Consider the following 22958-nt stretch of genomic DNA (forward strand, 5'->3'; position numbering starts at 1 on the left):
GTCAGCGCGCGGTGCCGAGCGTCTCCACTGCCGGTCGTCGCGGGTCGTAGGCGGCCCAGCCCGGGTTCCCGGTCCGGGCGAAGGAGACCCAGGCGGCGTGCATCCGGGTGGCGAGGCCGTCCGGGACGGGGTCCGGGCCGAGCAGGCCGGTGTCACCGTGCAGCCACGGCTCGTCGGCGATGTCGAAGACGAACGGCAATTCGACGGTGTGGGCGGCGCCGAGCCGTCCATTGAGGGCGGTCGAGCGGTACCCGAACGAGTAGACGTGGGTGCGGCCGCCCGAAAGCCGCGCATGGGCCTGCGCCAAGCGTTGCGTCCCGGCGCCGAACAGGGCCTCCCCGAGCAGTGCCGAGCGGAGTTCGCCCGGGGACGCGTCCGGTAGTGCGGCGAGCGCCGTCTCCGGGTCCGGGTGCACCCGCGCGGCGAGGGCGCGCACGTCCGCCTCCGTGGTGGTCTCCAGGATGCCCTGCGGCACGAGGTAGAGGCGGCCTTCTTCGGTGTTGGTGCCGATCAGCAGGTCGACGTCGCGGGCCGGACCGTCGGCGAGGGCGTCGGCGGGCTGCACCGCGCGGACGACGCTGAACTGGCTGAGGCCGGCCAGCGGGTCCGTGGCGGTGCTGGTGCGCAGGTCGAGTCCGGCCAACGCGGGCAGGATCTCCACGAAACGCTCGTCCGGGATCGCGGCGAACGCCTCGGCGGTCGGTTCGGCACCCAGCGCGGCAGCGGCCGCGGCGGTGACGCGTCGCGCTTGTTCCGGGGTGAAGGCGCCGGTTCCGCTGCCGCTCTGCATGATCGCCCGCCGGAAGAGGCCGCCCGCCTCCGGTGTCGCGAGCAGCGCCCCGACGAGCGTGGCGCCCGCGGACTGGCCGCAGATCGTGACGTTGTCCGGGTCACCACCGAACGCCGTGATGGTGGCGTGCACCCAGCCGAGCGCGGCGAGCACGTCGAGCAGGCCGCGGTTGGCCGGCGCGCCGTCCAGGTCGAGGAACCCGGGGATGCCGAGGCGGTAGTTCACCGTCACGAGGACGATGCCGTCGCGGGCGAACGCGCGGCCGTCGTAGAGCGCGGCGCGGGTCGAGCCGGTGACGAATCCGCCGCCGTGCACGAAGACCAGGACGGGTCGCTTGCCGCCGTCCGCGGCGGGTGTGCGGACGTCGACGGTCAGGTACTCCTCGCCCCGGATCCAGCCCGGCCCGAAGTACGGGGTCATGTCGAGCTTGCCGAAGTCGCGGGCGGGCTGGGGCGCTGTGGGCGAGGGCCGCGTGCCGTCGCGGACGCCCGGCCAGCCCGGGTGTGGCTCGGGCGCGGCGAACCGGCGGGCGCCGATCGGTGCTGCCGCGTAGGGGATGGCACGGTAGAACTCACCGGAGTCGTCGCGGACGCCGCGCACGGCGCCCGCCGGGGTTTCGACCACGGGATGCGCGTGGTGGGTCATGGAAAACGCTTCCTTTCCAGGCGAGTCAGCGGATGCGGGAGAAGGCCGCCCACTCCTTGATCGCGAACTTCGATCCGTCGCGCACGACCTCGGCGGCGCCCGCGCCGGCGAAGTGCGCGGGGAACACGAGCGCGTTGGTCTCGGCGGCGTGGCCGAGCAGCTTGTGCCGGGTGGCCCGGGATCCGGCCGGGTCCTCGCAGAAGCAGGAGTTGGTGTCCGGCTCCGGGATCTGCAGCGGGGTGTGCACCAGATCCCCGACGAACAGGGCCCGGTCGCCGCCGGACTCCAGAACGAGCACGGACGAGCCGGGGGTGTGCCCGGGAGCGAGGTCGAGCCTGAGGTTCTTGTCGATCCGGTAGGAGCCGTCCCACAGCCGGGTCAGGCCGGCTTCGTGGACCGGCGTGACGCTGTCCTCGAAGACGTTCTGGTTCCCCCGGCCGAACACGGTTTCGTTGTCGTTGGCGGGATTCCAGAAGTCGAAGTCCCGCTTCGGCATCAGGTATGTGGCGTTGGGGAAGGTCGGCACCCAGACCCGGCCGTCGAGCCGGGTGTTCCAGCCCACGTGGTCGATGTGCAGATGGGTGTTGACGACCAGGTCGACGTCCTCGGGCCGCACTCCGGCGGCGGCGAGGTTGTCGAGGTAGCTCGTGTCCAGGCGGCTCCAGACCGGGGCGTACGGCCGGTCCTTGTGGTTGCCCACACCGGTGTCGACGAGGATCGTGCGCCCCTCGCTGCGCAGCAGCCAGGACTGGATCGCCGACCGGCACTGGCCGGTTTCGGGGTCCCAGAAGTCGGGCACCAGCCAGTCGCGGTGCTCGTCCCACGCGCCGTCCGGACTGTCCGGGAAGAATTGGTCCGGGCTCATCTCGACCGGACCGTAGAACTCCTTGATGCGGGTGACGGTGACCTCGCCCAGTGCGATCTGTTCGGGGTTGTGCTCCATGACGCCGAGTCTGGGAACGCGGGCGGGTGCGGACCACTCCCGCGTTGTCCTACCCCTCGCAGGGTGTGGCTGGGACCGGCCGTGCGCTGGATACTGGGTGCATGGACGGACCCGGCCCACTCGGCGATTTCCTGCAGGCCCGGCGGGCGCTGCTGCGACCGGAGGACGTCGGTCTGCGCGACGTCGGACCCCGCAGGCGGGTGGCCGGGTTGCGGCGTGAGGAACTGGCGCGGCTGGCGGGGGTCAGCGTGTCGTACTACACCAGGTTGGAGCAGGGCTTGTCCCGCGGGGCCTCGGCCGAAGTGCTCGAGGCGATCGGTTCCGCCCTGCGGCTCGACGACCACGAGCGCGAGCACCTCGTCCGGCTCGCCGAGGCCGCCCGCCGCGCCCCGCGAGCACGCCGCCCCCGGCCCGAGAAGCTCGCTGATGAGACGCGGGACCTGCTGCGCGCCGTGGACGGCGTCCCGGCGCTGGTGCTCGGCAGGCGCACGGACGTGCTGGCGTGGAACGCTCTCGGGCACAGCCTGCTGGCCGGCCACCTGGACTTCGACAGCCCGGACGACCCGGCGCGGCGGCCGAACATGACCCGGATGCTGTTCCTCGACCCGCACTGCCGGGAGCTGTACACCGACTGGAGGCGCAAGGCCAGCGCGGTTGTCGGCAACCTGCGGATCACCGCCGGGAAGCACCCGCAGGACCCGCTGCTCGCGGAGCTGATCGGCGAACTGACCATGCGGAGCCCGGAGTTCGTGGAGCTCTGGCGGGACCACCGCGTGGCACCCTGCGACGCCGCGTCCTACGACCTGCACCACCCCGTCGTCGGCGCGGTGACGGTGACCCAGCAGACGCTGTCGATCGCCCGTTCGCCCGACCAGGTGCTCATCGTGTGCACGACGCCCGCCGGTTCTCCCTCCGAAGAGGCGCTCGCACTTCTCCGCCAGACGAGCGGCGGTGAGCACGCCCTTGGTGCCATGGAGGTATCCGCCGATGGACGGGATCGGGCACGGTCGCATCCGGCCCGCGCTTGACTGGTGGGAATCGGGTGGCCGGCCCGGTGCGGACAAGGGTGTGAACCATTGGTCCGGTCTGGTGCAAACGGTGCTGGCGGAGTTCAGGGCGGAGCTGAACCGGTCTCTGTCCGCTGATCGGCGGTTCCTGGCGGGGGTCGAGTTGGACTGGTACCTCCGCAATCTGGACGGAGTAGCCGTTTCGACGCGGACCGGCTGTTTCCGCTGCTTTCGGCGGAGATCACGGACGAACGTATCGCCGAGGCGAAGCGGCTGAAGCATCTCCTCGCCCTGGCGGCCATGGTGCAACCACGGCTGACCGACCACAGTGACGTGGAAAGAGTGGACCACTGGCGTTCGGTGTACGAATTGTTGCCAGTGGCCGGGAGGCGGCGGGTGGGCATGGCTCATGCGGTAAGGCTCTACTGTGCATTTGGTGAAAGTGACGCTGCCGGAGGGCTTGACGCCTTGGTGGCAGCGGCACGCGAGGAGGGGGCTGACCTTCGGCCGGGTGCTCGTGAGTCTGGCGGCTCCTGGGTGTCGGCGATACTCGACCGGGCTGACGAGCCCGTCGGTACCAGCGGCTGCCACATCGAGATCCATGCGCAGTCACCCTTGGCGGCGGCGATGATCGCCAGGTCGCTGACGCAGAACCATCCGGCCGGATCAGGTCGGCGAACGCGGTGGTGACTCTCACTCTGACCGGCTCCGACGTGGACTGGTCAGTGGTCAGAGCCATTTGGAAAGCCGCCAAGTCACTCTGGAACGCAGTCCCTTACGACGATGGCTCGGGCTTCGGCATCGACTTGGATGAATTGTAATTCCCGCGCCCCGGTGCCGAGGGCGATGCCTGGGTCGCCTTGGGCCTCCGCCGATACCGGATCGGGGATGATCGCTACCGTGTCTCCGGCCGCGACCGGTGCGAAAAGTGGACAGACTCGAGCGAAGAACGGCTCGTCGGACCGTGGCACTCCGCCCTAACGTCATCGGCACCGGATCCGGTCGTGAACCGTGATGCGGACACCGGCCGAATGTCAGAGTGGACGGAGAATCAAGTGGTCAAGTCCTGGCTCTTTGAGATTTTCAGCTACCCGTACGATCCCGACCCCGCGAAGTTCGACCCGCGGTTGTGCAAGGATCTCTACGACTGGAAGCTGGAATCGTGGGTCGCCGCCGAGGACCTGGGGTTCGATGGGGTCTTCTTCTCCGAGCACCACTTCACGCCGTACAGCATCAGCCCCTCGCCCAACCTGCTGGTGGCGACCCTGGCCCAGCGGACCAGCCGGATGAACATCGGGGTGATGGCGAACATCACCGCGTTCCACAACCCGCGCCGGCTTGCCGAAGAGGGCGCGATGCTCGACTACCTCACCGGCGGCCGGCTCGAGGTCGGCCTGGGACGTGGCGTGGACGAGCCCGAGTTCATCCGCGAAGGCGTCAAGATGGAGGAGACGCGCGCCCGGTTCGAGGAGTCCGTCGCGCTCATCCAGTCCGCTTGGAAGGAACACACCTTCACCTTCAAGGGCGAGTTCTACAACTACGACAACGTGAGTCTCTGGCCCCGGCCCTTGCGGTCCGAGCTGCCGATCTGGGTCACGGCACTGAGCCCGCAGACAGTGAGCTGGGCGGCCCGGCAGGGCTTCCGGTTCACTTCGGTCTTCTCACCGACCGACAACATGCGGACGATTTTCGAGCAGTACAAGAAGGCGGCTGCGGAAGCCGGCCGCGAAGCCGAACCCACTGACATGGGCGTGTGCCGCAACGTGTTCATCGCGGACTCCGAACAGGAGGCGCGCGATCTCGCCGAGCCCGCCTTCGACGCGCTGTTCGCGGCGTTCAAGGAAGCGGCTGTGTTCCACGATCTCGACAACGTGCCCGCCGGCTACGAGCACTACCAGTCCTTCTTCCGCCCCTTCGCCGGGGAGGACGTGTCGTTCGACGCTCTCATCGACATCGGGGCGATCTGCGTGGGGAGGCCGGAGACCGTCCGCGACCAGATCGTGAGCCAGATGGAGCACATCGGCTGCGGGAACTTCCTCAACTGGGGGTCGTTCGGCACCCTCACCAAGGAACAGACGATGCGCTCCTACCAGTTGTTCGGCGAGCACGTGGTGCCGGCTCTGCGCTCCCTGAAGGTGTAGTCGTGACGTCCGAGCTGGCCTTGTGCTGCATGTCGCACACGCCGTTGCTGGGGTCGGGCGACCCGGGCGAGTCGGTCGTGCAGCGGGTCGACGGCGCTCTCCGCGACGCCAGGCAGTTCGTGGAAGCCTTCGACCCGGACCTCGTCGTCATCTTCGGCCCTGACCACTACCAGGGCTTCCGGTATGAACTCATGCCACCGTTCTGCGTCGGGTTGTCGGCTACGGCCATCGGTGACTACAACACCAGTCCCGGTGAGCTCGACGTGCCACAGGCACTCGCCGACGATCTGGTCGTCCACCTGCTGGCGGCGGATCTCGACGTGGCCATGTCGGAGAAGATGGTCGTCGATCACGGCATCGCCCAGCCGCTGGAAAATTTGTTCGGCTCGAGCGCGGCCAAACCCGTGATCCCTGTCTTCATCAACTCGGTCGCCGAGCCGTTGGGACCTCTGCGCCGGATCAGGCGCCTCGGCGCGGCGGTGGGCGAGTTCGTCCGGAACCTGGATCAGAAGGTCCTGCTCGTCGGCTCGGGCGGCTTGTCACACGATGTGCCGGTCCCGCGGCTGCGCCAGTCGCCACCGGAAGATGTCGCGTACATCGTGGACAAACGCCGGACGCCGGCTGAGCAGGAGGCGCGCGAGGAGGCGGTGTTTCAGGCCGGCCAGGCCTTCGCGCGCGGTGAGTCCCCGCTGCTGCCACTGAATCCTGATCTCGACGAGCAGATCCTCCGGCAGTTCGAGAAGGGCGACCTGTCCTGGTTCGACGCGATGAGCGTCGAGTGGCTCGGCAAGCAGGGCGGCAGTTCGATCCACGAGGTGCGTTCGTGGATCGCGGCCCATGCCGCGCTGCAAACCGCAGGGCCTTACCGGACCGAGTCTTCGTTCTACCAACCGGTCCCCGAGTGGATCATCGGCTTCGCGGTGACCACCGCGCGACCACGAGAAACGACCAGGTGAGAGAATTGGTTGAGAAAGAAGAAGTCGTGCCGACCGATGACGGGCCGATGACGGTCACGGTTCGCCATCCCGACGGCAGTGGCCCGTTCCCCGTGGTCATCGTTTACCACGACGGACCGGGACTGCGTGCGGACATTCACGACGTCAGCCGCAAATTGGCGGATTCCGGCTATTACGCAGTTCTGCCGGATCTCTACCACCGGCTCGGCCATCGGATTTCCTTCGACCTGGCCGGTATCGGTCAAGGGCCGGGATCACCGGAATTCGATCGTTTGATGGCGGCGGTCACCTCGCTCAGTGACGACATGGTGCTTGCCGACACGGCCGCGATGCTGGAGGTCACCGCGAAGGACCCCGCCGCCGACATGAGCGCCAAAGCCGCCATGGGGTTCTGCATGGGCGCGCGCTTCACGCTGCGGTTGCTCGCCGCCGACCCCGCGGGATACGCGGCAGGCTCGGCGCTGCACCCGTCGAACTGCGTCACGGATGACCCGGACTCGCCCCATCGGAGCGTCGGGAAGATCTCCGCCGAGCTGTTCGTCGGACTCGGCGCGGCCGACAGGCTCTCCCCGCTCGAGCTGAACAAGCCGCTCCGGGACGAGCTGGGCAGGCCCCCGGTGAAAGCGACTGTCGAGATCTTCGACGGTGCCGATCACGGCTTCATGTTCCCGCAGCTGCCCGCCTACCAGCAGCACGCGGCGTCCGTTTCGTGGGACCGCACGCTCGAGTTGTTCCACCGGACCCTGGGGAAGAGGTAGCGCCGATCATGCGATCTGCGGAGCTCGCTCCCGTGCGGACGGAAGACCTGGCCACCGGCGCGGACACGACGCACGTCGCGACGGCGGGAGACCCCGGTGGCGAACCGCTGCTGCTCCTGCACGGGACCGGACCGGGCGCGACCGGAGCGCTGAGCTTCCGGCCGCTCCTGCCCGGCATCGCGACGTACCGGTGCATCATGCCCGATCTGGTGGGATTCGGCCGCAGCAGCCATCCGGAAACCCTGCCCCCGGGCCCGGGGCCGTGGTTCCGGCGGCGCGTCGACGCGGTGCTCCGGTTGCTGGACGAGCTCGGACTGGACCGGGTTCACGTGGCCGGACACTCCTACGGCGCCCGCGTGGCGCTCGAACTGGCCGTGCACGCACCCGAGCGGCTCGGGCGGATCGTCCTGATGGGCGCGGGCGGGACACCGGTCAAGGCCAAGCTGGGCACGCTCACCGCGTTCTACGAGAGCCCGAGCGAGGAGGCGATGCACGCGCTCGTGACCGCCCAGCTGTCCCGAGGCGGCGGCATCGACGACTACGTGAGGGAGCGTTTCGCGGTCGCCATCAGGCCGGAGGTGCGGCGGTCGTTCGAGGCCGCCATGGCGGCCGGCGAGCCCGCACCGGTCTACGACGAGTCGGTGCTCGCCGGCATACCGCACGCGGTCCTGGCGGTGCACGGGAAGGACGACGGGACGATCTCGCCCGCCGCGGGGCTCTTCCTGGCCGAGCACCTTCCGCACGCGGACCTGCACCTGTTCGCGGATTGCGGGCACCTGCTCCAGTTCGAGGTGCCGGCCCGGCTCGGTGCTCTGATCCGTGAGTTCCTGGCAGCGGCGTAGGCCGGGGAACGCCGAACCCGCTGAACCGCTGACGAGGAGAAAACAATGCCATCGGTCGAGACCGTCGGTGCACGGCGCCGTGCCACGGTCACTCCTGAGACTGAACCCCGCGGCCGTGACAGGAGGCCCGCGTTGATCGTTCCCGATCCAGACGAGACCGGCCCGCTGCGGCAGGTCTACGGCACCTTTCCCAGCGGGGTGGTGGCCGTGTGCGCGCTGCGCGACGCCGCTCCGGTCGGCATCGTCGCGAGTTCGTTCGTCGCGGTCTCGATGAACCCGCCGCTGGTGTCGGTGTGCGTGCAGCACACCTCCACGACCTGGCCGCTTCTGGCCGACCGTCCCCGGCTCGGGCTGTCGGTGCTCGGGACGACGCATGACCGGGCCTGCCGGCAGATCGCTTCGAAGACGGGGGACCGGTTCGCCGGCATCGGCTACACCACGACCGGCGAGGGTGCGGTCCTCCTGCACGGCGCGGCCGCCTGGCTGGACTGTTCGATCGACAGGGTCATCAGCGCGGGGGACCACGACCTGGTGCTGCTCCGCGTCGAGGGCATGCAGCCACACGACAAGGTCGCCCCGCTGGTCTTCCACGGCAGCCGGCTGCACGCGCTGTCCACGTTGGCGTCCTGATGTCCGCCCAGCCGGCCCCCCTTTTCACGGACGACCGAGTAGCCAACGCCGTGGCCGCATTGCGCGCCGGACGCCCGGTTCTCGTGGGTGGCGGCACCGAGTACGACGTCGTCCTCCCCGCGGCACTGGCCGAGCCGCGGTGGACCGCGTGGACGGTCCGCCACACGTCGGGGGTTCTCTGCGCACCCCTTCCGGCGGAGCGCGCCGGCGCACTCGGCCTGCCCCCGATGGTCCATGACAACCAGGATCCACGAAGTCCTCTGTATACCGTCTCGGTCGACGCGGCACACGGCATCACCACCGGTATCAGCGCGACCGACCGCGCACGCACCGCGCGGGTGCTCGCCGATCCGGCCAGCGGGCCCGCCGACCTCATACGGCCCGGTCATCTGCTGCCGCTGAGGGTCCATGCCAATGGTGTCGTCGGACGGCCCGGGCACGCCGAGGCAGGCGTGGACCTGTGCCGCCTCGCAGGGCTTCCGCCAGTGGCGCTGACCGCCCGGCTGGTCGGCGACGGCGTGGGCACGGCCGGCGACGAGGACGCGGCCCTGCTCGCGGCCCGGCACGACCTGCCTGTCATTCACATACCGGAGCTCGTCGAGCACCGGTTGCGCTTCGGCGACGGGGAGCGAGGACGCGTCACCCGCGTCACCAACGCTCGGTTGCCGACCGTGCACGGGCAGCTCGACGCCGTCGGATACCGCGACGAGGTCACCGGCGCCGAGCACGTCGCGCTGGTCGGACGTCCGCGGACGAGTGTGCCGCTCGTGGCGGTGCACGCCGAGTGCGTCACCGGCGACATCTTCAAGACTACGCGCTGTGATTGCGCTCGCCGTATCGCGGAGTCGGCGGCCGTCATCGCCCAGGAGGGTGGTGTGCTGGTCTACCTGCGCAGGCTGGGAGCGCGGGTGCTCGGCGCGCTCGACGGGCACACCTGGACGACCGCCGACGACGGCGCTGCCGGCGCGATCGTCGCTGACCTCGGGTACCGGTCTGTCCGGCTGCTCACCGGGCCGGGGACGGCGGTGCAGCTCGCCCGGCCCGGCCTCACCGTCCTCGCCGTGCAGAATCGACCTGTGAGCCCGCTGACCTGAACGGCCGGCTTTGGGTTCCGGTCGAACTCCGGCTGATGCGGTTCGTTTTCCGGACTGTCGGCCGGAGTGCGAAGCACTACCATGTTGCCGAAGGGTGATCACCGACCATCCTTTGCTGTGCCACCCGAAAGCCGAGTGGGAGGTACTCGACGATGACGTCGAGGCACGCGTCTGAGGCCTACGCGCTCGCGAAACAGATCGCGAAGGGGCAACGAGCCACTTCGGGAGGCCTCCTGCGCACCGACGACCTCGATGAGGCCCGCGGTTTCCTCACCAGCGTGTACGCACCCCACCACATGACGGCGGTCGAACGAGGCCGATTCGGATTCAGCATGCGGGTGCTGAACGCCGAGCGGCTCAGGATCGGGTACAGCAACTTCAATTCCGACGTCCGGCTGGAAGTTCCGCCGCCGTCGTTCTACGTGTTCTGCTACGCGCCATCGGGATCCGTCGACGTCGTTTCGGGCCGCCGGTCCGCATCCGTTTCCCGTACCACTGCTGCTGTCCTGTCGCCCAGCGCGCCGTGGCGGTTCGAACGCTGGACCGACGACAGCACGTTGATGGCGATGCGGATCGACCGCGCCGATCTGGAGGACGATCTGTCTGCCATCCTCGGCAGGAGGGTTGTCGAGCCGATCGAGTTCGGCGACAAACTGGACCTCACCAAGGGACGAGGCGCCGACTTCGCCCGTGTGCTGCGACTCCTGCAAGACGACGTCGGACAGCCGAGCCAGCTCGCCCAGCAGCATCCGGTCATGGCATCGCACCTGGGACAACTGGTGCGGTCGGCGCTGCTCATGTCGCAACCGCACAACTACTCGGACAAGCTCGACGAAGACCGGGGCTCGTGCCTGCCCTCCGCCATACAGCGGGTCGTCGACGTGATCGAAGACGACCCGATGCAGGTCGGCAGCGCGGCTGACATCGCGAGGATCGCCTGTATCAGCCTGCGAGCGCTCGAGAAGGCGTTCGTCCGGGAGTTCGGCATCCCGCCGATGGCGTACCTTCGGCAGGTCAGGCTCGCCCGCGCACGAGACGACCTGATCAACGGGGACCCCGATGTCCTCACCGTGTCCGCGGTGGCGCTCCGCTGGGGTTTCGGCCACCTCGGCCGGTTCGGGGCCGCGTATCAGGAGCGGTACGGGGAGCCACCGTCGCACACCTTGCGGCGCGGAAAGCGAGGACTCGAATTCGTGGTTTCGCGACCGCCCTGGTTCGAAGGCGAACTCGGCAACGGTTAGACCGTGTCCGACAAAGCTCTGGTCCAGGTGATCACGGCGTGGAGTACTACTGCTGAGCGGTGGGCGGTGGCGAGTTCGTCGTAGCGGTCGCGGTAATCGATCGGGTCGAATGCCGGTGGGCGGCCACCGCGTGAGCCGCCCCGGCCCGCCCAGGGTCGACCAACGTCACCAGCGGCCGACCGCCACCAGCCCAGTCCGCACCGCCAACGAGTCCTCGATCAACGCCCACTGCTCCGAGGACACAACACTTCAGTGCCGCTTAAGGATCTTGTAAAAACCCTCACTTGTCCTTACGTGACACCTCCGGCACCGTGGTGGCGGAGGTTCGAGTGAGCACAACGACAACACAGGTGACCGCCCTCACCGCCGGGCGGCACTCCGACGTGGTGGTGATCGGGGCCGGGCGGGGACCGGCCGGACTCGCCGCTCCGGCCGACGCCACGCCGCTGATCGCGACCGCGACCGCGTGGGGGATGACCGGAGCGGCCGGCGAGACTCTCAGGCTGCCCGCGCCGCCGGGGTTCGACGCCGGGTCCGTCCTGCTCGTCGGCCTCGGTGAGCCGGACCGCGATGGCGAGTACGGGCCGGACGCCCTCCGGCAAGCCGCCGGCGTGGCGGCGCGGGCCCTGGCCGGCGTGACGAGCGTGGTGCTGGCTCTGCCGGCGCGCACCCCGGACGCGGTGGAAGCCGTGACGCTGGGCGCGGTGCTCGGCCAGTACTCGTTCGACGCCTACCGCAGTGCGCGACAGCCCGCGACGGCCGAATTGGGCGTGCTCACCAGCGTGGAACAAGCGGCGGCCGATGCCGCGGTACGGCGCGCGGTGGTCCTCGCGCAGGAGGTGAACCGCGCGCGCGATCTGGTCAACACGCCTGCGAACGACCTCTACCCCGAGGTCTTCGCCGCGGAAGTCGAGGCGGTGGGCGCCGGACACGGCCTGGCGGTCGAGGTCCTCGACGAGAAAGCGCTTGCGGCGGCGGGCTTCGGTGGTCTGCTCGGTGTGGGCCAGGGTTCGGTCCGGCCGCCGCGGCTGGTGCGGATCTCCTACGCGCACCCGGATGCGGCGAGGACCATCGCTTTGATCGGGAAGGGCATCACCTACGACTCCGGCGGGCTGTCGCTCAAGCCCGTCGGGTCGAACGAGATCATGAAACGCGACATGTCGGGTGCCGCCGCCGTGTTCGCCGCCGTGGTCGCGGCCGCGCGGCTCGAGGTGCCCGTGCGGGTGAGCGGCTGGCTCGCCCTCGCGGAGAACATGCCGTCCGGATCGGCCACCCGCCCCGGCGACGTGCTCCGCATGTACGACGGCCGCACCGTCGAAGTGCTCAACACCGACGCCGAGGGGCGGATCGTCCTCGCCGACGCGATCGCTCGCGCCGCGGAGGACGAGCCGGACGTGATCGTCGACGTCGCGACCCTGACGTTCGCGATGCGCATGGCGCTGGGCAACCGGATGTTCGGCGTGATGTCGCCCAGCGAGGAATTCGGCGGCCGGGTCGCTGCCGCCGCCCGCCGCGCCGGTGAGCAGGCGTGGCCCCTGCCGCTGCCCGCCGACCTGCGCCCCAGCCTGAACTCGCCGGTCGCCGACATCGCGAACGTGGGGGAGCGCTTGGGCGGTGGCTTGGTGGCGGGGTTGTTCCTGAAGGAGTTCGTGCCGGACGGCACGCCGTGGGCGCACCTCGACATCGCCGGCCCCGCCTTCCACGAGGGCGAGCCCTACGGCTACACGCCGCGGGGCGGCACCGGCGCGGGCGTGCGGACGCTCGTGCAGCTGGTGCGCGAGCTGGCGGAGGCGGGGTCGTGACGTCCCTGCGCCCGGTGGTCACGGCCGCGGCGCCGCGGCCGTTCGGCCACTACGCGCAGGCCGTCGTCGCCGACAGCGGGACCATCTGGGTGTCCGCGCAGCTTCCGGCCGGGATCCCGCCCGGCGCGCCGGTGGCCGAGCAGGTGGCGCGGGCGGTGGGCAACGTCGTGGCGATCGTGCGGGAGGCCGGCGGGACCGCCGCGAGCATCGCCCGCATGACCCTGTTCGTGGCGGACATCGCCGACTGGGACGAAGCCGACGCCGCGTACGCGCGGGTGCTCGGCGCGCACCGCCCCGCTCGCGCCGTGGTGCAGGTGGCCGGCCTGCACCACGGCTACCGCGTCGCGGCGGACGCGGTGGCGCTGGTGGTGGCGCCGTGAGGGTGCTGTACCAGGTCGACTCCTTCACCACCACCGCGTTCACCGGCAACCCGGCGGGGGTGGTGCTCGACGCCGAGGGGATGACGGACGCGCAGATGCTCGCGGTGGCGCGGGAGCTGAACAACTCCGAGACCGCGTTCGTGCTGCCCGCGGACTCGGCGGATCACGACGTCCGGGTGCGGTTCTTCACCCCGGCCGCGGAAGTGCCCACGTGCGGGCACGCGACGATCGCCGCGCACTTCGCCCGAGCGGTCGAGTACGGGTTGCCCGCCGGCTCGCTGGTGCAGAAGACAGGCGGCGGCCTGCGGCAGCCGGTCGACGTGGTGCGGGACAGCGACCGGATCGCGATTCGGATGCACCAGGGCGCCGCCGGGTTCGGGCCGGAACTGGAGGGCCCGCGGCTGGACCGGTTGCTGCGCGCGCTGGGCGTGGCCCGCGGCGACCTGGCCGGGGACGGGCCGGTGCAGATCGTCTCGACCGGGCACGGCAAGGTGCTCGTCGGGCTGCGCGATCGCGCCACGGTCGACGGACTGCGTCCGGACCGGGAGGCGCTGGTGTCGCTGAGCCGCGAGACGGGGTGCAACGGGTACTTCGTCTTCACGCTGGACGGCGCGTCGCCCGATGCCCTGACCTGGTCGCGGATGTTCGCGCCGGCGATCGGGATCGACGAGGACCCGGTGACCGGCAACGGGCACGGCCCGCTGGGCGCCTACCTGGTGCGGCACGGGATCGCGCCGGTCCACGATGGACGGTTCACCTTCACCGGCCGGCAGGGGGAGGCCATGGGGCGGCCCGGGCGGGTGCGGGTGTGCGTCATGAGGTCCCCGGAGGGCGACCTGACGGTTTCGATCACCGGCGAGGCGGTCACGGCGTTCCGCGCCACGTTCACCCTGTGACAGCGACAGCCGGTCACCGCGCGACGCGCACCGTCCCACGCGAGTACCGCGTCACGATCCCCGTTCTGGCCCTGGGCGGGGCGGCCGGCTGGAGCCGAGTCACTGCGCGGGTCACTGGGTGCCCGAAGAACAGCCGCCGATCCGTTCCGGCGGTTGCGCGCGCACCTGGCCGCCCGGTTTTGACGATCCACCAAGACCACCCGCCGGTCTCTTTGGTGTTCGGACGAAGACACGGTGCCGCGCGCCCGGGCAGGATCTGCAGGAACGCCCGGAAATCCCAGTGAGGAGAACACCGATGAGAGGCGAGGATGTCCGTTCGCTGATCGTCAGCGAGCCGACGGGGCCCGATGCGCTCAGGATCGGATCGCTCAGCCTCTCGCCCGCACCGGACGACGTCGTCATCGACGTCCACACGGCGGGCGTGACGTTCCCCGACCTGCTCCTGACCCACGGGCGGTACCAGGTCAAGCCCGAGCCGCCCTTCGCGCCCGGGCTGGAGGTCGCCGGGATCGTGCGGTCGGCCCCCGCCGGAGCCGGTGTCGCGCCCGGTGACCGGGTCATCGCGTTCGCCGGCCACGGCGGCGGCTACGCCGAGACGGTGGCGGTGCCCGCGCAGCACGTCGTGCCGGTCCCGGGCACCATAGGCTTCGACGAGGCCGTCGGCATGATGGTCAACTACCAGACCGCCTACTTCGGACTCGCCGAGCGCGGCCGGCTCCGTGCCGGCGAGACGGTGCTGGTGCACGGAGCGGCCGGGGGTGTGGGCACCGCGGCGGTGCAGATCGCCCGCGGGCTCGGCGCTCGCGTCCTGGCGGTCGTCAGCGACGAGGGCAAGGCCGGCATCGCCCGGGAAGCCGGGGCGGAGGAGGTCGTCCTCGTCGACGACTGGATCGACGAGGTCGGCGAGCGCACCGCCGGCGAAGGCGTCGATCTCGTGTACGACCCGGTCGGCGGCGACCGCTTCGACGCCAGCCTGCGCCTGATCCGGCCACAGGGCCGCATCCTCGTCATCGGGTTCGCCGAGGGGCGGATCCCGCAGATCGCGGCGAACCGGTTGCTGCTCCGCAACATCGACGCCGTCGGCGTCGCGTGGGGACACTACGTGCCGCACGACCCCGCGTTGATCCGCCGCGTCGGCGGGAAGCTGAACGAGCTCGCCCAGGCGGGCCACGTCCGTCCGCTCGTCGGCGCGACCTACGCGCTGGAAGACGGCGCGCAGGCGCTGAAGGACCTCGAGGCGCGCAAGACCGTCGGCAAGAGCGTGCTGAGGCTGCGCTGACATGACCGAGCGGAACCTGACCGGGCGCACCTTCCGACCGTGGACCTACGAGGTCGGGATCGAAAAGATCCGGGAGTTCGCCACCGCGCTCGGACACGGCGAAGCCTGCTACTTCGACCGCGAGGTCGCCCGGTCGATGGGTTTCCGCGACGTCGTGGCGCCCCCGATGTTCGCGGTGGTGTTCTGCAAGTGGATGGGGCCGGCGGTCCGGCACCCCGACGTGGGCATCGACTACGCGCGCATGCTCCACGGCGGGCAGGAGTTCGAGTTCGGAGCGCCCGTCTGCCACGGCGACGTCATCACGACCAGTGCCGCGGTCGCGGACGTCCACGCGAAGGGGGACCTCGAGTTCTTCGTGTTCTCGTCCCATTCGGCGAACCAGTTCGGTGAGACCGTCGCCGACGGGCGGTGGACGATGATCGTCCGCGGCACCGACGGCCAGGCGTGATCCCGGAAGCGGCCGAGCCGCACGCCGAAATCCGAAACAGTCCCAGTCATGCGGAGGTGACATGTCCGGACCCCTGAGTGGTGTGCGGGTCGTCGAGCTCGGCGGCATCGGGCCCGCCCCGTTCGCCGCGATGATGATGTCCGACCTCGGTGCCGAGGTCGTGCGGATCGACCGGCCCCTCGGCGGCGACCTCGGCGAGCACCAGCGGCACGAGCTGGACCTGCTGCTGCGCGGGCGCCGGTCGATCGCCCTGGACCTCAAGGCGCGTCGCGGCCAGGAGACCGTCCTGCGCCTGCTCGACCGTGCCGACGTCCTGCTCGACCCGTTCCGCCCGGGCGTGGCCGAACGGCTCGGGATCGGGCCGGGGCCGGTGCTGGAACGCAACCCACGGCTGATCTACGGGCGGATGACGGGCTGGGGCCAGACCGGGCCGCTGGCCACCGCCGCCGGGCACGACATCAACTACGTCGCGCTGGCCGGTCCGCTGGCGGCGATCGGGCGCCGGGACACACCGCCCCCGCCCGTGCTGAACCTCGTCGGCGACTTCGGCGGCGGCGGCATGGTCATGGTCGTCGGTGTGCTGGCGGCCCTGCTCGAGCGCGCCCGGTCCAACCGGGGCCAGGTGATCGACGCCGCGATGGTCGACGGCACCGCGGCGCTGTTCGCCAGCATCGTCGGATTCATGAACATGGGCGTGTGGAACGGCAACCGGGAGGACAACTTCCTCGACGGGGGCGCGCCGTACTACGACTCCTACGCCACCGCCGACGGCCGGCACATCACGATCGGCTCGATCGAACCGCAGTTCTACGCCCTCCTCCTGGACCGGCTGGGCCTGGACCCCGGCGAGTGGCCGCAGGACGACCGGTCCCGCTGGCCCGCCCTGCGGGTCCGGCTCACCGAGATCTTCGCCTCCGCGACCCGCGATCACTGGGTGGAGGTGTTCGAGGGCACCGACGTCTGCTTCGCGCCGGTGCTCACCGTGGACGAGGCCATGGCGCACCCGCACCTCAAGGCGCGGGGCACCTACGTGACCGAGTTCGGCATGCGGCAGCCCGCTCCCGTCCCGCGCTTCGACCGCACACCGGGCTCGATCCAGTCACCGCCCTGTTCCCCCGGTGAGCACACGAGGGCCGCGCTGGCCGACTGGGGCTTCGCCGAGCGGGAGATCGCGGAGCTGATCGAAGCGGGCGTCGCGGTCGACCGTCCCCGGGTCACCTCGGCATGACGGGGAGCGGGCCTGTGGAACCGGGCGAAACCTTCGAGCTCGCCGTGACCCCGGACCGGTACCTGCCGCACCGGTACGCGGGGGCGTCGGAGGACTTCAACCCCATCCACGTCGACGAGGAGTACGCGCGCGGAGTGGGCCTGCCCGGCAACATTTTGCACGGTCTGTACACGATGGGCATCGCTGCTCGCGCGGTGATGACGGCGGCCGGTGGTGATCCCCGTGCCCTGCGCCGGATCGCGGTGCAGTTCCGCGGTTTCGGCGTGCCGGAAGAGGAAATCGTCGTCCGCGGCTCGGTCCGTTCGGCGGACGGCGCGGGGATCGTGGCCGATTTGGCCGCCGACCAGAACGGCCGTCCGCTGATCCGTGGTGGCGAAGCGGTCACCCGGTCCTGAGGAGGAGTACACATGGGACAGTCCGGCAGCTCTGCCGCGGACGAGTGGAAGCGCGTCCTGGGCACGCTCGACCAGGACCCGGAACGGGGCTTCAACCTCGCCCACGAGTGCTGTGGACGCTGGGCCGCCGACGCCGACCGGCTCGCACTGGTCGTGTGCCACCCGGACGGCAGCGCACAGCGCCACACCTACCGCGACCTCTTCGGCCAGGCGAGCCGGGCCGCCGATGCCTTCGTCGCCGCGGGGCTGCGCGGCGGGGCGAAGGTGGGCGCGATCCTCACCCGCCAGGTCGAGGCCTGGATCGCCGCGCTGGGCGCGTGGCACGCCGGGATGGTCTACGTCCCGCTCTTCTGCGGGTTCGGGCACGACGCCATCGCGCAGCGGCTCAACGCCGCCGGAGTCGAGGCCGTCGTCGTCGACCAGCGCTGGCGGCAGGTCCTGGAGGCCGCCCGGCCGCTGCTGCGGCGCGACATCCAGGTGTTCACCGTCGCCGGCGCCGACGGGGCGGGTCTGCTCGAGGGGGACCGGGACTTCGCCGCCGAGCTCGACGCCGGTCACCCGGTCACGCCGATGGCCGGCACGGCTGCGGACGAGACGGCGGTCGTCATGTTCACCAGTGGGACGACCAGCGAGCCCAAGGGGTGCGTCATCCCGCACGCGGGCGTGATCTCGCTGCTGCCCTGGTTCGACCACAGCGTGACGGCCGGTGAGCGGGACCTCCTGTTCACCACCACGGACCCGGGGTGGTCGTTCGGCCTGCTGTCCACCGGTGCGGCCCCGATGGTGCGCGGGGTCGCCCGGGTCATGTACACCGGCGACTTCGATCCGGATGCCTGGCTCGACGTCGTGGAACGCGAGGGGGTCACCTGCCTGACCTCCGTGCCAACGGCCTACCGCCGGCTGGTCGTGGCCGCGGCCGAGCGGGGCATCCCGTCCTCGGTGCGCTGTGCGGTGAGCGCGGGGGAGCCCCTGGACGCGGACACGGCCGCGCGGTGGCGGCGGTTGTCGGAGGCACCGCTGCGCGACGGATACGGCCAGACGGAACTGGGCATGGTGCTCGCCGACCTCGCCGACGACGGCGGGGAGACGGTGCCCGGCTCGCTCGCCGGTGTCGTCCCCGGCTGGGAGGCGCGCCTGCTCGGCGAGGACGGGGAGTTCGTCGAGGGCCCCGGCCAGGGCGAGATCGTCTTCCGGCGCCCGCCCTACCAGCTGACGAGCAGCTACGCCAACGCCCGCGACCTGTGGGAGTCCCGCCTGGTCGGCGGGGAGTGGTTCCGGACCATGGATGTCGTCCGGCTCGACGAGGACGGCCGGTGGTGGTTCGTGGGACGGGGCGACGACGTCATCGTCACCGCCGGGTACAACGTCGGCCCCGGTGAGATCGAGTCGGTGCTCACCTCGCACCCGTCGGTCCTCGAGGCGGCGGCGGTCGCGGCCCCGGATCCGCGGCGCGGATCGGTGGTGCGCGCCGTGGTGGTCCTCGACGCCGGGGCCACCCCGTCCGCGGCCCTCACCGCCGAGCTCCAGGACCTGGTGCGCCGGGAGATCGGACGGCACGCCTACCCGCGCATCGTCGACTACGTCCCCGATCTGCCCAAGACGGTGACGGGCAAGGTCCGGCGCGCATCGCTGCGGGATCAGCCGCCGCGGCTCGCGGACGCCGGGTAATCAGGGCGACCGGATCGCGGCGAGAACGAGTTGCACGGCCAGCCTGGCGTCCGGATCGTCCAGATCGAGCGGGGCCAGGTCGGCCAGCCGTTTGAGCCGGTACCGCAGCGAGTTCGCGTGGATGTGCAGAACCTCCGCCGCGCGCCGGACGTCGCCGAACGAGTCGAGGTACACCCGCAGGGTCCGCTGGTAGTCGGTGCCGTGCAGGCGATCGTGCGTGCTCAGCCCGTCCAGCAGACCGCGCGTCAGGACGGGGCGCGACCGCAGGAAGGACACGACCTCGTCGAGGAGGACCTCGTGCCGCAGGGCGCTGAAGCAGCCGGTGCGGCGCTCGCGCGCCTGGAGGACGCGCAACGTCAGGTCGGCCTCCTCGCGGGACCGGAGCGCGGACGCGAGCCCGTGCACGGCCGAACCCGCGGCAGCGCACACCGGTGCCCGCGCCGCCCGCTCGAGCTCCGCCGAGGTCTCCCGCACCAGTTGGCCCACCGTGGCCTCGGACAGTTCCGGTGCCACGTGCAGCAGGTAGATCCGCGCGCCGAGGGCGCCCGCGAGCCAGGTGTGCGGCTTCATCCGCGTGTACCGGGACAGCGCGCGCAGCGCCACCGCGCCGAGGGGCTGGGTCCCGGTCCCGAACACCAGGATCACGGCGCCGGCGTCGTCCCCGTCGACCCCGAGCTCTTGGGCCAGCTGGGCGGCGGGCAGGTACCCGCCCAGGAACCGGCGGAGCAGCCGTGCCCCTGGGTGCTCGACTCGTGCGCGGCGTCGGCGGGCGAGTTCGGGGGCCACGATGTCGGCGAAGTCGCGGGCGAGGCGTTCGACGTCCGGGGCCGGCTCCGCGTCGTCACTCATGAGCCAGAGGTAGCCCACCACGTGCCCGTCCGATCGGACCGGCCGGATGTAGCGCCGCAGCGGCGACGGCCAGGGTGCGTCGAGCCGGATGAGCCGGTCGTCGCGCTGCAGGCGGTGGCGGATCCCGGACTCCTCCATCCACCGCAACCAACGGTCGGGGGTGCGGCGGTTGAGGATCGCCGACCGCCGCGCCTCGTCGTTGGGCTGCCCGGCGACCGCCGAGTAGGCCAGGACGCGGAAGTCCGCGTCCTCGACCACCACGGGGCCGCCGAGCAGCCGCGCGGCCGTGTCGACGACCTCGAACAGGTCCTCGACGGGCCCGGGCTCCGCCGGGAGCTCGCTCAACCGCCGACCTTGCGGTCACCGGCGGTCCAGTACCGGTCCCGCAGCTGCCGCCGCATGATCTTGCCCGACCCCGTCTTGGGCAGCCCGGTCACGAACTCCACGGACCGGGGTTTCTTGTAGCTCGCGAGGTTCGCCGAACAGACCGCCACCACCTCCTCCGGGGTCAGCGAGTACCCGTCGCGGACCACGACGACGGCCTTGAGCGCCTCGCCCCAGACCGGGTCCGGAACGCCGATGACGGCGACCTCGGACACCGCGGGCAACGTCGACACGACGTTCTCGATCTCCGTGGGGTACACGTTGAACCCGCCGGTGACCACCATGTCCTTCTTGCGGTCGACGATGTAGAGGTAGCCGTCCTCGTCGAACCGCCCGAGGTCACCGGTGCTCGCCCAGCCCTCGGCGTCGACCATGTCCGCCGTCGCCCCGGGCAGCTGCCAGTAACCCATCATCGTCTGGTCGCCGCGCACGGTGATCTCGCCGACCTCGCCGTGGGGAACCTCGGTGCCGGCGTCGTCGACCAGCTTGACCTCGACGAACGGGCTGATCCTGCCGGCGCTCGCCAGGCGTGCGGGAATCCCGCCCGCCGGGTCGAAGGAGTGGTCCTGCCGCGACAGGCAGGCGATGGGGATGGGCAGTTCGCTCAGACCGTAGAACTGGATGAACACGTCCCCGAACACCTGGCGTGCCCGGGCCAGCCGGTCGGGCGCGATCGGCGATCCGGCGTACACGACGGTGTGCAGCGACCCGTAGTCCCCGGTGCGCTGCTCGGCTGCGAGCACCAGGAGGTTCAGCATCGTCGGCACCATGGGCAGGATCGTCACCCCGTGCCGCTCGACCAGCTCCAGCGTTTCGGTGGCGTCGAACTTCGGGCAGGTCAGGTGGGTCGCTCCCCGGACGAAGTACGACGGAGCGACGTACCCGCTGAGGTGGCTCAACGGCGCGACGTGCAGCACGAGGTCGTCGTCGCGGGCCGGTGGCAGCTCCAGGAGCTCGTTGCGCACCATCGCCGCCCAGTTGGCGTGGCTGAGCGTCGCGCCCTTGGGCATCCCGGTCGTCCCGCTCGTGTACAGGATCGCGGCCGGCTCGTGGGGGAGTGGCCGCGTGTAGGGCGCGGGTGCCGCTTCACGCAACTCCTCCAGCGTCGTGTCACCCGGGCCGCCGTCCACGGTGACCACGTGCCGCAGCGCGGGCAGCTGGTCACGCACCCCGGCCAGCCGCTCGGCCCACTCCGGCGCGGCGAACACCACCGTGGCGGCGCAGTCGGTGAGGATGTGCACCACCTCGCGCAGGTGCAGCCGGATGCTCAGGGCGGTCCGGACGAAGCCGCCGAGGAACAACGCGTGCTCGATTTCGAAGAACTCGGGGCAGTTCCCCAGCAGCAGGACGCCCCGGTCGCCCCGCCGGACGCCCAGGCCGGTGAGCCCGCCGACGATGCGGTGGACGCGCTCGCCCAGCTCGCGGTAGGTGATCGCACTGTCCCCGTGCCGTACGGCGGTCCGGGAGCCGTACTGCCGGTACCCCCGCTCGTAGAGGTCCGCGACCGTGACCTGGGTGGCACGCTGCCGATGATCCAGTCCGTCGGGGCCGATCACGCCGGAGCCCCCGGACGTGCCCTGACCCACCTGGGTCGTTCCGCTGAGCATCGTCGCCCAACCTCCTCGCCCGGAACAGCTGGTGTACTGATCGGTCTGGAATCGCCTGTCAAATGCTGATTATGCGTGTACCGATCGGTATAAACAAGTACCGCCGGTCGTGCGTTCACCGTCCGGTGAACCGGGCCTTGCCCGGGCCGTGCTCGAGGAAGGACTCCATGCCGATCGTGCGGTCCTCGGTGGCGAACAGTTCGGCGAACACCTCCGACTCGAGGTCCAGGCCCGCGGTCAGGTCACGGTCGAGCCCGCCCTCGATCGCCTTCTTCGCCGCCGCGTAGGCCAGTGCCGGCCCCTCGGCGAACTGGGCCGCGTAGGCGTGGGCCCGGTCGTAGACCTCCTCGGCGGGCACGACCTCATCGACCAGACCCATCTCCAGGGCCTCGGCGGCGCCGACGAAGCGGCCGGTGTAAACGAGGTCTTTCGCCGCGGCCTCGCCCACCAGCCGCGCGAGCCGCTGGGTTCCGCCGCCTCCCGGGATCACGCCGAGCAGGATCTCGGGCAACCCGAGCTTCGCGTCGTCCGCGGCGATGCGGCGGTCGGTGCTCAAGGCGATCTCGAGCCCGCCACCGAGCGCGTACCCGGTGATCGCGCTGACCGTCGGCTTCGGCACGGACGCCAGCGCACCGATGCCCGCCGAGATCCGCCGCGACCGCGCGACCATCTCGGCGTGGGACGCCGACGCGAGCTCACGCACGTCGGCGCCGGCGGCGAAGGTCTTGGGTCCCCCGTGGATCACGACGGCCCGGACGTCGTCGCGGACGGTCAGGGTCACGGCGACCTCGGCCAGTTCCTCCCGCACGGTCCGGTTCAGCGCGTTCACCGGCGGCCGGTCGAGGCGGACGACGCCGACGCCGTCCTCCACCGTCAGCTGGACGTGCTCGGGCATGGGCGACTCCTGTCTGTATCGATCGGTACAAAGGAGGGTAAGGGTGCGATCCGAGGACGTGCTGTGAGCTTTGACATAAC

At 70.9% G+C, this 22958-nt stretch carries 21 protein-coding genes; 16 read left to right on the top strand and 5 right to left on the bottom strand.

The genetic code is table 11. From position 1 onward, the window contains the following. Position 1: 1 nt before the first annotated feature. Positions 2-1435, bottom strand: a complete 1434-nt coding sequence (locus ABZ193_RS00155; RefSeq protein ID WP_354708269.1) for a carboxylesterase family protein — start codon at positions 1433-1435, stop codon at positions 2-4. A gap of 25 nt (positions 1436-1460) precedes the next feature. Further along, on the bottom strand, positions 1461-2378 hold the full coding sequence (locus tag ABZ193_RS00160; protein ID WP_354708270.1) for an MBL fold metallo-hydrolase: 918 nt from the start codon (positions 2376-2378) through the stop codon (positions 1461-1463). Positions 2379-2479: 101 nt separating this feature from the next. Here ABZ193_RS00160 and ABZ193_RS00165 point away from each other — a divergent pair, with 101 nt between their 5' ends. The 16 genes from ABZ193_RS00165 (at position 2480) to ABZ193_RS00240 (ending at position 19143) form a co-directional block, all read left to right on the top strand. After that, entirely contained in the window at positions 2480-3406 is a 927-nt protein-coding gene (locus ABZ193_RS00165; RefSeq protein ID WP_237339302.1) for a helix-turn-helix transcriptional regulator, read from the top strand. A 1034-nt stretch (positions 3407-4440) separates the two neighbouring features. Continuing rightward, the gene (locus tag ABZ193_RS00170; protein WP_354708271.1) at positions 4441-5526 is read left to right on the top strand and encodes an LLM class flavin-dependent oxidoreductase; all 1086 of its coding nucleotides are present in this window, start codon (positions 4441-4443) and stop codon (positions 5524-5526) included. Between the two features lie 2 nt (positions 5527-5528). After that, positions 5529-6482, top strand: a complete 954-nt coding sequence (locus ABZ193_RS00175) for a 3-carboxyethylcatechol 2,3-dioxygenase (protein ID WP_354708272.1) — start codon at positions 5529-5531, stop codon at positions 6480-6482. A 26-nt stretch (positions 6483-6508) separates the two neighbouring features. Next, complete coding sequence (locus ABZ193_RS00180; RefSeq protein ID WP_354708273.1) at positions 6509-7240, top strand: dienelactone hydrolase family protein; 732 nt, start codon at positions 6509-6511, stop codon at positions 7238-7240. Between the two features lie 32 nt (positions 7241-7272). Further along, positions 7273-8082 carry an alpha/beta hydrolase gene (locus ABZ193_RS00185; RefSeq protein ID WP_354708274.1) on the top strand — a complete coding sequence of 270 codons (810 nt, stop codon included), beginning with the start codon at positions 7273-7275 and terminating at the stop codon, positions 8080-8082. Positions 8083-8214: 132 nt separating this feature from the next. Continuing rightward, positions 8215-8712, top strand: coding sequence for a flavin reductase family protein (locus tag ABZ193_RS00190; RefSeq protein ID WP_354708275.1), 498 nt, complete (start codon positions 8215-8217; stop codon positions 8710-8712). A gap of 50 nt (positions 8713-8762) precedes the next feature. Further along, positions 8763-9806 (top strand): 3,4-dihydroxy-2-butanone-4-phosphate synthase, encoded by a 1044-nt coding sequence (locus tag ABZ193_RS00195; RefSeq protein WP_354708276.1) that lies wholly within the window; start codon positions 8763-8765, stop codon positions 9804-9806. Positions 9807-9958: 152 nt separating this feature from the next. Next, positions 9959-11047 carry an AraC family transcriptional regulator gene (locus ABZ193_RS00200; RefSeq protein ID WP_354708277.1) on the top strand — a complete coding sequence of 363 codons (1089 nt, stop codon included), beginning with the start codon at positions 9959-9961 and terminating at the stop codon, positions 11045-11047. 329 nt (positions 11048-11376) lie between these two features. Then, positions 11377-12849 (top strand): leucyl aminopeptidase, encoded by a 1473-nt coding sequence (locus ABZ193_RS00205; protein ID WP_237340155.1) that lies wholly within the window; start codon positions 11377-11379, stop codon positions 12847-12849. After that, a complete protein-coding gene (locus ABZ193_RS00210) occupies positions 12846-13229 on the top strand; it encodes a Rid family hydrolase (RefSeq protein ID WP_354708278.1) in 384 nt (127 codons plus the stop codon). The genes ABZ193_RS00205 and ABZ193_RS00210 overlap by 4 nt, the downstream gene beginning before the upstream one ends. Then, positions 13226-14125, top strand: a complete 900-nt coding sequence (locus ABZ193_RS00215) for a PhzF family phenazine biosynthesis isomerase (RefSeq protein ID WP_354708279.1) — start codon at positions 13226-13228, stop codon at positions 14123-14125. Before ABZ193_RS00210 ends, ABZ193_RS00215 begins: the two co-directional genes overlap by 4 nt. 295 nt (positions 14126-14420) lie before the next feature. Next, positions 14421-15404, top strand: a complete 984-nt coding sequence (locus ABZ193_RS00220) for an NADPH:quinone oxidoreductase family protein (protein WP_354708280.1) — start codon at positions 14421-14423, stop codon at positions 15402-15404. Position 15405: 1 nt separating this feature from the next. After that, the gene (locus ABZ193_RS00225; RefSeq protein WP_020418628.1) at positions 15406-15852 is read left to right on the top strand and encodes a MaoC family dehydratase N-terminal domain-containing protein; all 447 of its coding nucleotides are present in this window, start codon (positions 15406-15408) and stop codon (positions 15850-15852) included. 61 nt (positions 15853-15913) lie between these two features. After that, positions 15914-17080, top strand: a complete 1167-nt coding sequence (locus ABZ193_RS00230; protein WP_354708281.1) for a CaiB/BaiF CoA-transferase family protein — start codon at positions 15914-15916, stop codon at positions 17078-17080. Positions 17081-17094: 14 nt separating this feature from the next. Continuing rightward, positions 17095-17475, top strand: coding sequence for a MaoC/PaaZ C-terminal domain-containing protein (locus ABZ193_RS00235; RefSeq protein ID WP_354708282.1), 381 nt, complete (start codon positions 17095-17097; stop codon positions 17473-17475). A 12-nt stretch (positions 17476-17487) separates the two neighbouring features. Continuing rightward, a complete protein-coding gene (locus ABZ193_RS00240) occupies positions 17488-19143 on the top strand; it encodes an AMP-binding protein (RefSeq protein ID WP_354708283.1) in 1656 nt (551 codons plus the stop codon). Here ABZ193_RS00240 and ABZ193_RS00245 read toward each other — a convergent pair whose 3' ends face one another. From ABZ193_RS00245 to ABZ193_RS00255, 3 genes are all read right to left on the bottom strand, one after another. Further along, on the bottom strand, positions 19144-20337 hold the full coding sequence (locus ABZ193_RS00245) for a helix-turn-helix domain-containing protein (RefSeq protein ID WP_354708284.1): 1194 nt from the start codon (positions 20335-20337) through the stop codon (positions 19144-19146). It lies immediately after the preceding gene. Next, entirely contained in the window at positions 20334-21983 is a 1650-nt protein-coding gene (locus ABZ193_RS00250) for an AMP-binding protein (protein WP_354708285.1), read from the bottom strand. Before ABZ193_RS00250 ends, ABZ193_RS00245 begins: the two co-directional genes overlap by 4 nt. 115 nt (positions 21984-22098) lie before the next feature. Continuing rightward, complete coding sequence (locus tag ABZ193_RS00255; RefSeq protein ID WP_354708286.1) at positions 22099-22878, bottom strand: enoyl-CoA hydratase-related protein; 780 nt, start codon at positions 22876-22878, stop codon at positions 22099-22101. Between the last annotated feature and the right edge of the window lie 80 nt (positions 22879-22958).

It is taken from the genome of Amycolatopsis sp. NPDC006125 (genome assembly GCF_040614195.1).
GTDB lineage: Bacteria > Actinomycetota > Actinomycetes > Mycobacteriales > Pseudonocardiaceae > Amycolatopsis_E > Amycolatopsis_E tucumanensis.